Source organism: Microcystis sp. Msp_OC_L_20101000_S702 (assembly GCF_007095705.1).
In the GTDB taxonomy this organism is placed as follows: Bacteria; Cyanobacteriota; Cyanobacteriia; order Cyanobacteriales; family Microcystaceae; genus Microcystis; species Microcystis ichthyoblabe_A.
The window spans coordinates 1-12,036 of the sequence record NZ_SFBO01000213.1 but is presented as its reverse complement, the minus strand read 5'-3'; the positions used below and the strand labels follow the sequence as shown (position 1 = coordinate 12,036).

General features: G+C 43.7%; 13 protein-coding genes. 2 read left to right on the top strand and 11 right to left on the bottom strand.

The genetic code is table 11. The annotated features are described in order from the left end of the window. From EWV60_RS21815 to cas3, 11 genes are all read right to left on the bottom strand, one after another. On the bottom strand, positions 1-349 hold a 349-nt coding region (locus EWV60_RS21815), incomplete at its 3' end, for a Uma2 family endonuclease (protein ID WP_287234708.1). Between the two features lie 9 nt (positions 350-358). Beyond that, positions 359-1,033, bottom strand: coding sequence for a type I-D CRISPR-associated protein Cas5/Csc1 (cas5d, locus tag EWV60_RS21810; RefSeq protein WP_052277822.1), 675 nt, complete (start codon positions 1,031-1,033; stop codon positions 359-361). A gap of 55 nt (positions 1,034-1,088) precedes the next feature. Continuing rightward, positions 1,089-2,096, bottom strand: coding sequence for a type I-D CRISPR-associated protein Cas7/Csc2 (cas7d, locus tag EWV60_RS21805; RefSeq protein WP_287234704.1), 1,008 nt, complete (start codon positions 2,094-2,096; stop codon positions 1,089-1,091). Between the two features lie 52 nt (positions 2,097-2,148). After that, positions 2,149-5,601, bottom strand: a complete 3,453-nt coding sequence (cas10d, locus tag EWV60_RS21800; protein WP_287234701.1) for a type I-D CRISPR-associated protein Cas10d/Csc3 — start codon at positions 5,599-5,601, stop codon at positions 2,149-2,151. Next, positions 5,594-5,737, bottom strand: coding sequence for a HepT-like ribonuclease domain-containing protein (locus EWV60_RS21795; RefSeq protein ID WP_002742887.1), 144 nt, complete (start codon positions 5,735-5,737; stop codon positions 5,594-5,596). Before EWV60_RS21795 ends, cas10d begins: the two co-directional genes overlap by 8 nt. An 85-nt stretch (positions 5,738-5,822) precedes the next feature. Continuing rightward, positions 5,823-6,281 carry a type VII toxin-antitoxin system MntA family adenylyltransferase antitoxin gene (gene mntA, locus EWV60_RS21790; protein ID WP_287170594.1) on the bottom strand — a complete coding sequence of 153 codons (459 nt, stop codon included), beginning with the start codon at positions 6,279-6,281 and terminating at the stop codon, positions 5,823-5,825. Further along, positions 6,274-6,672, bottom strand: a complete 399-nt coding sequence (gene hepT / locus EWV60_RS21785; protein ID WP_287234699.1) for a type VII toxin-antitoxin system HepT family RNase toxin — start codon at positions 6,670-6,672, stop codon at positions 6,274-6,276. The genes mntA (EWV60_RS21790) and hepT overlap by 8 nt, the downstream gene beginning before the upstream one ends. A 41-nt stretch (positions 6,673-6,713) precedes the next feature. Continuing rightward, positions 6,714-7,133 (bottom strand): type VII toxin-antitoxin system MntA family adenylyltransferase antitoxin, encoded by a 420-nt coding sequence (gene mntA, locus EWV60_RS21780; protein WP_072924215.1) that lies wholly within the window; start codon positions 7,131-7,133, stop codon positions 6,714-6,716. A gap of 246 nt (positions 7,134-7,379) precedes the next feature. Continuing rightward, the gene (locus EWV60_RS21775) at positions 7,380-7,694 is read right to left on the bottom strand and encodes a hypothetical protein (RefSeq protein WP_002778651.1); all 315 of its coding nucleotides are present in this window, start codon (positions 7,692-7,694) and stop codon (positions 7,380-7,382) included. A gap of 385 nt (positions 7,695-8,079) precedes the next feature. After that, a complete protein-coding gene (locus tag EWV60_RS21770; RefSeq protein WP_002778649.1) occupies positions 8,080-8,313 on the bottom strand; it encodes a hypothetical protein in 234 nt (77 codons plus the stop codon). Between the two features lie 46 nt (positions 8,314-8,359). After that, positions 8,360-10,525: a type I-D CRISPR-associated helicase Cas3' gene (gene cas3, locus EWV60_RS21765; RefSeq protein ID WP_287234695.1), complete on the bottom strand. Its 2,166-nt coding sequence runs from the start codon at positions 10,523-10,525 to the stop codon at positions 8,360-8,362. A 99-nt stretch (positions 10,526-10,624) separates the two neighbouring features. On the opposite strand from cas3, the gene EWV60_RS21760 reads away from it, so the two are divergent. Both EWV60_RS21760 and EWV60_RS21755 read left to right on the top strand, forming a co-directional pair. Further along, positions 10,625-11,488 (top strand): WYL domain-containing protein, encoded by an 864-nt coding sequence (locus EWV60_RS21760; protein ID WP_287234694.1) that lies wholly within the window; start codon positions 10,625-10,627, stop codon positions 11,486-11,488. A 365-nt stretch (positions 11,489-11,853) separates the two neighbouring features. Further along, on the top strand, positions 11,854-12,036 hold a 183-nt coding region (locus EWV60_RS21755), incomplete at its 3' end, for a hypothetical protein (protein ID WP_287234691.1).

Genomic DNA, 12,036 nt, shown 5'->3' with positions numbered 1-12,036 from the left:
CCGGAGAGATAATTTCGATGACTAATTCCGGGGGAACGGGACAAGCTTCATCGGTGAGGGGAATATCTCCTAACCTTTCCGGGGAAATGTAGAGAAGATCGGGAACGGGACACCAATCTCGATCGTTTTTGCTTAGAATAATTGCCCATTCGATTCCCACTTCTCCCCGTCCTTGATTCCAGCGATCGAGTATAGAAGATAAAGCCAGAGTTAAACGAGAATGAAAGAATTTCGGTGACATTTTTGGGATCGCTTCTCCATCGACTAATTCATAGGTAATATCGCCATCGGGAGCGGTTAGCGAGAGAAATTCTGGTAAAGTGAGGGATTTAGAAGATATAAGAGTCATGGTCAATTTTCAACCGAAGCGATAGGACAATCGAGCGGGAATTTTCAGATCGGGGCGATCGCTTATTTGGTAATATTCCCCGCGCATTCTCACATTACGGATTAAACTAACGGGAGGCATATTAATCACATCGTAGCCAATCACCTGATGGGTAAACATAACATCGAGAGGATTTAAAGGATAGGGATAAATAAATAAATCCTCTTTTTGTTTTGATAGGGAAAGTTCTGTCAGTTTTACTTCCGCTTTACTCATCCATTTTCCCAAACGAATCCATTTAGGAAGTTGTAGGGGGTGATGGGAAATGATAAAACATTCAAAAACACTTTCGGGAGCGATTTCTTTAGCTCTGCCAAAACTAGGAATATTTTTCTGGGTTTTTTCCATCTCCACATGATAGTTATTATTGGCATATTTCCAAGTATTGAGAACCGCCGTATGAGCGATCGCCCGTGCGGGAGTGACATAAATTTTCTCTTCGTTCAGAGGATTTAAATGTTCTTGGTACTGTGGAATCTGTTCGGAACAGAAGTAACGATAACTATCGCTATTTACCAATCCCAAAGCATAACAGAGCGCGTAATTATGAATTACGGGTTCGCTTTCGTAGAGTCTGCCGATTTCACGGGTTGCGTAATAAAGACTATCGTGCAGTTCTAATTGACAGGAATAAATATGTACCATAACTCTTTAAAAATTGCGAGGATCTAGGGTGAGAAATTACTCACCCTACTGAAATTTACGGTTTTTGAGCGGCTGGTTTTTTCTCGGCGATATGTTTCTTAGCGTAGTCTTTCGCTTCTTTATCCGCTTGGTTTAAGAGCGATAAAATTCCTGCTTCCGTACCCGTGAGAGTTTTCACCTCAGTTAATAAAGGTTGAAAATTTTCCCCGATAAAATCGGTATGAACGATAAATTCTTCCGCCATTAATGCTTGTATTGCTTCGGTGGCTTTTTCCATAACTAAATCCTCATCTAAGGGATCGATCGATTGTAATACCTCATCGGGAAGGCGATCATATATTGCCTGTGTCCAGCGCAAATTACTAACAATTTCCCCATCAGCAAAAATAACACCGATAAGCTCATTTCTTACCCGTCCCGTCCGGGTGGTTTGTGCGCCGTAGTGACGGGTACGCAGGATGTTATTAAAAACATAGAGAAAACTTGCTTCTGTCGGATCTTTGAGCGTGACAATACTAGGGAAAAACACCTGCGGACGGATGTGATCCTGCTGGTTAATCCTGCTAGTCACTTCTCCTACTTTTGTGTCATTTTCTCCCTTTGATGCCATGGTACCATTTTCGTAGGGAGCGTTTAAAGTAAAACTTTCATGGGATTCATCAAAGGGTGTGATCGAAAAAGCCGTATCTACTACTACTTTCGATTTTTCTGAACCCGAATCACCGATGGCAAAACCATAAATAATACAGTCGGGGTTATTCATGGCAAATTTTACATTGTACTCACATTCTTCGGCGGTAATTAATTTGTAGTTTCTGAGTAATTCTCGACCGACTAAACGTTCTGGAGTTGACTGTTTCCGTTTAAACATCGATAAACGACTAATCGTTTTTTTGCTATCAATTCCCGCACGAACACGAGCTTTATTTAGGTCTCCATCTGTTTGAAATAAAGGATAAGATTCTGTGACTCGAATAGTCAAAAAGTGAACGTATTTTCCCATCGGTTTGTAGGGAATCTCGCTATGAAATAATTTAGCGTCAACAGATTTAAGAAAGGTCATAAGTTTGCTCCTAATATAGAAAAAGTGGACATTTGGATAACAGTTAAAGCTTTTACTCTTCCTCCTCGGAAGAAGAATTTGAAGTATCGAGAGGTTGAACTTGTCTTTGGCGACGTTCTTTATCCATTTCTAAACGATAGAGAAATTCGCAGGTATCCCGGATAATATTTAGTTGACGACCTGCTAATCTGGCTCGATCACTTTCAAAAGACTCCTCGAAAACATTTTTGACAAAGTATTTAGCAAAATCCAAGATTTTTTCTCGCTCTTGATCTCGCTCTTTGATAACGTATCGACCTTCTGCTGTTTGAGAGCGTACTCGATCCATTAGTTTAAATAATCGTGCCGCTACCAAAGAAGTCAAATCATCGCTTATAGCGTTATCCGCTTTAAGAATAACATCCGCCGCTTCATCAATAGGTTTAAGAATAGCATTGGCTTTAATGGGCTTTCCTTTACTAGATTTAGCTCGATAGAATTGACGATACAATTCGGTTAAGTTTTTAGGGTGATTTAAGGGCGATTCTGCTGTCATATCGATAGTTAAATTGGTTCGGTTGGCTTGTACATAGGGATCGAAACAAGGATAAAAATCGTAGAGATACAGAGCGATTCGATTAGCGCTCGGTATATCGGCATCTTTGCCCCGTTTCCACTGTTTAAGGTAATGAAAAACATAGAGAGGACTGGTTTCTAAATTGATAGCGAGTTCCGTTAATTTGCCCCAATTGGGGTCATAACCCGTCTTACCCTGCTTCGAGTTCACGTCCAAATGAATAGAATAGGCTGCGGTTAGGGTATTTAAGGGGGCGGAATATTTTTTTCCGTCATTATCTTGCCATGGGTTCAAGACGCGATCGAGACGGAATCGATCGCATCGGGTTAAGGACCGGATCGCTTGGGGCGCACTGTCGAGAAATACCGTCTCTTCAAATTCCGCACCGTCGCGATAGGGAGGAATAGGAGACTCAGAAACCACCGTTTTGACATCTAGAATCATCGGGAAAGCTAATCCTAACCATGCCGGCATAACCCAGGATTCCGTATCGGTGGGATTGCGGCCCGGAGGTAGGGCCATAAAATAAAAGGTTAGGGGTTTATCTTCGGGATAGGATAGTTTAAAAGTGCGGTCTTTTTTGCCATCTTCCTCCTCGTTAATTCTTTCCTTTTTCTGCCTTAATTTTTCATCGATCAGGAAACTATCAACACTCTGATAACGGGTTCGATCGAAGTTAGCGACCAGATTCTTATCAACAAAGTGCAACTTTACCGAGCTATCAAAACGAGTTTGAGCGATGTTAGCGTAGGCTTTTTGTAAAAAACTATTGGTTTCGGGAGTAAAATAATAGGTCGGGTAAAAGTACAGATAGCGATATTTGCCGTCCTCGAAACGTTTTCCTACCGCTTGGGTTTGATTCATAAGAATCTGACGCAACATCATTTCCGTTCCCGCGATACTGGAAATGTTTCGTTTGGCGTTCGAGCCTGCCAGCATTTGTTTATTGGTATAGACTTGGGGAGTAAAAAGAACCGCCGATTCCATCTGTTCGCTGACACTATAGGGAGAATGGGAGATCGAACAGAGAAGTTGACGGCCGCGACCTTGTTTTTTAGCGGCGTTGTAGTGGTTTAATTCTTTCTGGAAGGTTTCGATCGAGTGGGCCAATTCCCGACCGGGTAACTGCACCACTTGATTAACCCACTCTCGCAAATCCTCCCAACCATCGGGTAAGTTATATCCCGCAACTATGGCGGCGATTTTTGCGGCGAGAAAAGCGATTAAATCTTCTGCAACCGGTCTAATATCCTCGATTCCGGGATGCTGTTTCAGGTATCGCGCCGCTAGATAATACCATTCGTAGGGAACCCCTCCCGTATTGCCTTTCAGTTTGAGTTCTTTTAACGATTCATTAATACGCTTGATCGCTCGAATTTGTGGCAGATAATTTTCTAGATTCCAATAATGCGCGATCTCGCTAATTAAATCTAAATCCGGCGGTGCGGGTAAGTTTTTCTGCAATTTTCGCGCCTGTTCGATTTTTTCCAGGCGATCGCCCCAGATTTTCCTCGTCACCACGTCCCCGAATTCCGCTAGGCGATCGATGCGGATATCATCTTCACAATGAAAATCGTAATCCGTCGGTAAAACGCCCTGTTGTTGAAATTTAATCAGGTTTTCGCCGCGACTTCCGGCCACGGACGCTTTATTATCACCGAGGATGCGAAGGGTGGCGTTGAGGGCAGCGCGCATTAACCCAGCATCGTCGAAAAATTGGCTGTAGTAATCTGCGTATTTCATCCCCTTGCCATCTCGGCCGAATCCCGTTTGTTTACGCTGTAATTCGCCGCTACAGAGGGATTTAATGGTGTCCACCACTCGATTCGGTAAGGTTTCTAGGGACACTTCTGGCGCGTTTTTGGGGGCGATATAGACAACTCCCGTAGGCAGGTAAAGTAAAGGCTGATAGTCTAGTTCTTGATGCGCTTCCATCACCGCGTTATTAAGTACGTTCGTCAGTACCCCTCGGTTTTCGGCGATGCTGTGGTAAGTGAATTTTAGTTCCCCATCGCTGAGGCTGTATAAAAGGTCTTGTAACGAGGCTTTTTCCGCATCGTGGGGGTGTTTAATAATGGAAGCCAAGCGATCGGCTAGACAGGCAAGATCGGTTAAACTTTCGAGAGCGCTATTGTTTAAGCGAGTATTTAACCCATCTTCCGAGGTATTTCGATCGGTATCATTCCGACGCTGGGCATTTTTAGCGATATATATCAAATCATCAAGATATTCAGTCCATTTTTCTGGTTGATCGGAAAATAAAAAGCGATCTAATCCTAATTCGGGAACCAATACTTGAAAAATCTCTCGATGTTCCTCTCGTGATAGTTTGCGGATATCTCGATCGAAGTCCTCGTTAATCTCGATATATTTCGCCGGCATCCCGGGAAAAAGCGAGTAGCGGAATTTCTCGAAATCGTGGAGAATAAACCCCGCGATCGCCAACCTGCGCTCGCATTCCTTTACTACCCGTCGAACGGTAGTATTGAGTTTTTCTAGTCGTTTTTCGATGAGATTGGCGGGAAATAATCCATTAAGTAAATGAGTATTGAGAGATTGATCGCCCGCGTTATCCCGTCGAACTTTGCTTTTTCCCTCTAATTCCCGACGGCGATCGATTTCCTCGAAGAAATTTCCTCCTTTTGCCGTGACACCGATCGCTAATCGGAGTAAATTGGGTAATACCATTTCGGCAAAATCTGCCATAACTCGATCGTCGGGGTTTTCCGCTCGAATCGCCTCCCGTAGGAGTTTTAGGGTTAGCAGTTGGCGAACAGTTTCGACTCGGCGATCGCTTACTGATTCAGTAATCCCCAAATCTTCGCCAGAAAGAGATTCTAAATCAATATCCTCGAACTCAAAATCCAGATCTTTATCTTCAATTTTTGTAGTGTTATCGAATAGATTTAACTGTCCCGTTTCCTCTAATTTTTTTTGTTTTTTAGGCATCTTTCACCTCTAGAGAGTCTAAATAGTCGGTAATTTGTTTGAGATAAAGCGGAAATTGAGATAAAGCGATCGGAATCGCCTTAAAAACAAGTTCATTATCGATCGCCTCGTATTGATGCACTAAACGATTTCCCATTCCTGATGATTTCGCCCCCCCGTAATCGATTAAGATATTTGATCATCAAACGAATTCTAACGGTGACTATCTCCCTTTCCATCGTTTAAACTCCCCATTGTTTGAGCCAAAGATCGATACTGTCTTTTTGAATCTTTCGGAATTTAGCGGTATCGGCGTACTCTTTCCAAGCGCGTACACGAAATTTTAAAAAGTCTCCCGTATTTTTTTCATAGATAAGTTTTCCATCTCGTGCGACTTGATACTTCATTAATGGAGAACAGCGATCGAGTTCAATTAGATCGATCAAATCACGGTTTATCTCAAACAATTCACTCAAGATAGAGAGAGAAGTTAAGTAATCATTACTGATTTCCTTAATATGTGTTTGTCTGTTTGTTTCATCGTGTGAAATTGCCAAATCCCAATCGCTATCAGGTCTATGCTCTCCACGCGCTCTAGAACCGAAGAGAATTAATAGTTTTAAATTCGGTAGTTTTTCCACAGTCGTGGTTATTCTATTGACTGTATTGATAATTTTCAATTCTTTCGTATTTCTAACCATTTTCTGCCTCCAAGAAATCTAGATATTGAACGATCGAGCGTTGGTAGCGAGGATAATCTCGTAAAATATTAGCGATCGAGGAATGAATGATATCGGGATCAATTTTCTTGTATAGGTGTACGAGTAAGTTCCTTAATTTAATAGACTCGGCCAGTTGAACGGCTAGGTGTTCTTCTAAGATTCCCAGTTCTACGATCTGAAATAATGCGTCGCGAGCATTATTCGGAGACTCGATATCTAAACATTTTAAAATCTGGTAATTGATATCGATGCCAGTTTGAACGATAAGCTGAATTAACCTTTCTATGGCTAATTGACGTTCTCTTAATGTACGATAATCCTCTAAGGTGATCGAACCGTACTCGCTAAGTTCGGCGAGGTATTGATTCATGAGGTTTAATTCGTCTATCGTGATCAGAGGTTGAATAGCATTTACACTCCTTTTTCTCGTAGAGAAATCTCTAGATTATTCCGTAATTGACGGTATAACGCTTTCGATTCTTCAGGATTCATGAGAAATTTTTCTTTAAATCCCTCGAATAGTCCCGTTTCCCGTTCGTATAGAAGTTGACCATCCCGCGCGACATAATGAGCGAGGATCGGCGAACATTCTTTTAAATCAATCACATCAATTTTGTCCTCGGGAATCTCTAAAGCTTGTTCGAGTAGTGTATAAATTTTCAATAGACTCGAAATATCCTTTTGATCGCTTCTTTCCTCGTATAAAACAGCGAAATCCCAATCGCTATCAGGTTTATGCTCTCCACGCGCTCTAGAACCGAAGAGAATTAATAGTTTTAAATTCGGTAGTTTTTCGACAATAGCCGTAATTTTTTCTACTAGCCTATTCATATTTAGCCCCTATCAAAAAAAATGGCAAGAATCCGATGGATATATCGATCGATGTCCCTAGCGTCTGTCTATGTCTATTATCAAACGCGGAGGAAGCAAAGAGCAACTAAATCCCAGAAAAAGTGTCCGTACACTTTGACTCCCTCATCTCCTTTTGACTCTTATTAAAAAAAGGGACTTCATCAACTATTTTCGATTTGTTGTTAGAGTCCCTAGTCGCTGTGTCAATCTCAGACGGTTGAAGTTTTATTCAATGACGAGAAGCTTTCCAAGCCACTTGATATATGAGCGTACTTCGGATGATTGAACAACCTCAGCCTTGGCAAAGCCTTGAATAGTTCGGAAATCACACTCTAGCTTTTCAAATGCCTCCTTTACCTTCGGACTACGAACTTTCTTCTTCATGTCCATGAAAGGTAAAATATTAGTTTGGAGAGCATCGGAAGAGACGGTTATCTTTGGAGTCCGAGTTTTCCTTGTCTCCTTAACGCAAGGCTTATTCTGAAATAAAGGTAGCTCAAGTTGTTTGCCTTGAGGCTGTTGATTTTTATCGAGGGACATTAATCCTCCTTGGTTAATTTTGGAAGTGAAACTCTGTCACTAAATCGCAGTTAAAACGCTTTTAAGATTTGAGAACAGATAAACAATACCCACCAGTCCTTAGCTATCATGTAAGGAGGGCAAGGAAGTAGTCCTATACTCGTATTCCCGAACGCTTTTCTAAATAGTGTTTAGAGTTTCACCTTCTTTACGATACTTTGGGAACGAGCAAAAGTCAAGTGTCTTACGAATATAGGACATAGACAGTAAATAGACTATCTGTTATAGTAACCATGGGACAAGGCACACTGTCGATTCCGAACCCCTATCAGGGATTGAAACTATGTTCTATAGTCGTGTTCGCGTGCGCTTTTCTTTTTTGTCCCGATAATCCCTACTTAGGGATTCATAGCTCATCCTCACGCCTACTGTCTCTTTTGCGATCTTCCCAAGTTACTTCAACGTAAGACTGCAATTCCTTAACTCGTTCAGGGGTCAACTTGGATACCCATTCCCCCTGTTCGTACAGTTCGAGCAATTCGCGCTCTTCTGGGTCGAGATTGCTGATATACGTTCGTTTTTCATAGATCTCGATCGAGTCTATCGGTTCCTTGTGGGAACGAGCGTTAGGATTATTCATGGTTATCGATCTTCTGATAAGTGTTGTTTAGTGACCTCAAACGGCATCAACAGATCCACACCTCACCCCCTTTACCTTTGAACCGATGAGCGAGAGTATCCAACAACAAAGCCGATTGACCGATCGCTATAGAATAGGGTGACAGGGGAGAATGAAGACTACTCTCGTCACTAATCGGATAGATACCGAAGTGCATCGGTAATTGTAAGCGTTGGCGAACTGCAGCGACGGGATAGGCAAAAACGAAGCTAACCAGAGCCAGATCCCGTAACTCCCGACTAATTCGATCGAGCCAAGGATTATCCGGTTGCCAAACACCGATTCCCGTCAAAACCTGTACTTTCCACGCGGAGGCGATCTCGCCTAAATCGCCGTCGTAGGTAAAGCGCCAGTTTAACCGTTCCTCTCGATATCCCTTTAAATTCAGAAACGCAAGACAATAATCGAAACGTCTGCGCGCGATCGGTGTTTTCGTGGCCTCGATCTGGCGCTTAAACTCGCCTTTTCTCCACACCTCCACCTCTAGATTACCGAGAATACTGGGTAAATCGTAGGTTTTAAAGCGATCGCCCTCCTCTGGTTCCGTCGAATCGTATAACCCGCATAGTAACGGACTTGACCCGCGAAAACTAGACGCATCCTCGAAAATCGGATTACCGCTTTTCCCCGATAACTCCTTCCATTCGTCGGCCCATCCTTTCACCCGACCGGCGACCCGTTTTAAACTGGTATCGAAAACCTCCTCGCATTCCTGTTGAAACTTCTGGCGACTTTCCCCGTATTGGGATTTGATCTTCGGACTCCCTAAATTCCACCAGAGTTGAAATGATTGTACCGCTCCCCAACGTTGGTAATAACCCTCGAAATTATTGATATGACGGTAGTTACTCTTGATGGCCTCCTGTAGCTGAATTCGGTCATACCGTTCCCCGACTTGTAACGGTGCGTCTTTCTTCTCGAATAACCGTTCTAGGAAAAATTTCGGAACCAGAGCGATCGCTGTGAAGTTAGCAAATTTTACCGCCGTTCCCTTTCGATCGTAGCCGCTGTGACGGCCTAAACGGCCGAAACGTTGAATAAAATTTCCCGCATCCGACGACTCGAAAATGAGAAAATTAATCTTGAAGTCCACCCCCACATCGATGGTACTCGTTCCGATCACCAGATCACGATTTAACGATGCCAACTTCTCCCGCGTTCCCGAAAGACCCGTATTTTCCCCCACTGTTAAACCGATAGTCGCCAATAATTCTCGGAAAATCGGCAGCAGACGTTTAACCGAAGCGATCGAATTGAGAATAATCGCGCCCTTGCTGCCGGGGTATCGCTTAAAATAGTCTAAAATTCGCTCTTTATTTTCCTTCAACCAATTTTCCGAAGTTTGAAAACTCGACGGTAAAGGAATAAAAGATAGCTCGATTTCCGAGGTTACTTGTCGCCATCCCTGTTGAGCGAGGGAATTGGCCTCTTCTGGGGTATCGGGAAACTGGTATTTTCCTTCTCTTACCGGGTCGATCGATCGATAGCGAAACCCCGCTTTATCCAATCGTTTTAGTAAACCCTCGTCGGGAGTTGCGGACAAAAACAGGTATCGTTTCCCACGATTGGCCCGTCGGATTAGAAGCATGGTATTGATAATACTGGCGACCTGTGGCGTGCCGAAAACGTGAAATTCATCGAATAGGAAGAGAGCGAAATGTTTATCGATCCGGTTCCATAGCTGATCGGGGTTATCGTAGGGGGTTAAATAGGCCCCCCGATGCAGATAATGGAAAATATCGGGGTTAGTTAAGAGAATTTCCGACTGTTTCGATCGAGTCTCTAGAGCGATCGCTTTCGTTTTCCCATCCCGTTCGGCGTACAATTCCAACTCGGGCCCGGTTAAAAGATTGACCCGGGGTTGATCCGTTGGTTGAAATCGTTGAATATATGCCTCGATCTGACCCCGCTGATCCCGCGCTAGTTCGTTGGTTGGGTAGAGTCCCATAATCGGGAAATATCCTTGCAAAGTTCGCAGGTAGGCCGCTAGACTTTTCCCGTCCCCCGTCATGGCCGTATTGAAAATCACATCGATATCGGGATCGTTGAGTGCTTTCCACGTCTCCACCTGATGCCACGATAACCGCCATCCTTGCGGAACCTTGATCCCGTCCGGGATCTCGTCTGCGGGACAGGAATAGACTGGCCTGAGCGTTACTTGATAATTACCCACGAATTTCTGTCCGTAACTTCTTGCTATCTTCCATAGTACCCACGATAATAGGGATGGACAAGTACCTTAACAGAAAAAGTGTCCGTATATTTATAAACTATGAGCCGGATAGGACAATCGATCACTTTATCGGTCAGTGAAAAAGAAAAACAGGCCCTAGAAATCCTTGCCAGTGAATTCGGGCTATTTTGGGGAGATAAACCGAATATATCGAAGTTAATCAAAGAAATTGCGCGTAATAAGCTTAAAATCGCTCCTAATCACGACTGGAAGCCCGAGCGCTTGCAGATGCTCCAACAGGCGATCGATTTTCTCATCGATGCTGGACAAATCCCCATCGCCCTAGAACTAACTAAACTACTATTAGAACGGAGCGAACTGTCGGGACCCTTACGCAAAGAGCTAGAAGGCCGCCTCGATAATCCTCCCCCGCCATGGCGGTGGGAACTCGATCGCTGCATTCTCCGACAACAACCGTTTCAGTTATCCTATCAGGATGCCGGCGATCGAATCTGGGAATTCCATCTTTACCATGCCGCTATCAATCGTCACGAGGATCGCTTATATCTCGATTGTTGGTGCGAGGAAACCGAGGGAAATCAAGATATTTCCGAACTACACCATAATTGGAGTTTAAGGATCGATCGAATCCCCAACGATTCCTTAATTACCCCGATCCCTAGGGCCAAGTGGCGCAATCAGCTTGATAGTGTGTCGGCCGAGTTTCACCTGTTCGATGGATTAGCTCGATCCTACCGGACTAAAAGCGCTATCGATATCGCCAACGAATTGATCTCGAACGATCCCCTCGTCCGGCAGATTACCCGACAGGTAACGAGTAGCTTCTGGTTTTTCCGCGAGATTCTCCCCTACGGGGAAGATTGCTTGTTGATCTCCCCAGAAAAAGTCCGCAAGCGTTTTTATGACAAGGTGCAGCGGCTTTATCGACGCTACGAGTCCTGAAAAGACTTTCGTCCTTGCTGAATCAAGATACGATACTAAATGGTGTTTAAAATATAAGAAAGTGGGCGTTGTCAGCTCAGAATAGGAAAGATGCAATGCAATCCTTGTTATCAAAGTAATTTCATTTCCGGTGCTGATTCGGAGCATCTTTCAATTTGACAACGCCATCTAGAAAATCTATCCAACGTCTATCCTACTGCATTTAATCTTGGTTTTGAGGGTGTTGGGTAACAGCCACCAACCCAACCGACAAGATCAGCGTACTGCTACCCAGTGCCTTCGCCATCACACTTGATTCCGAACTGGTGAGCAAGTTGTGACAAAAACATATTTTTCGTTTGTTGCGTTTGTTGGATTTATTTCGTATGTGGGGTACACTAGGCCGTAGTAACTCTGGACAAGAGTTCAATCAACAGTTTGACATCCTCACCGCCGTAAAACGGACGGCGATTCCCAAACCTCACGATTTGGGTTTCTGCTTCTTTCCCGAAGGATTTTTCGCACCTGCCTTAACAGATTTACTCTGTTCTGGTCTTATGGTCGCTCTA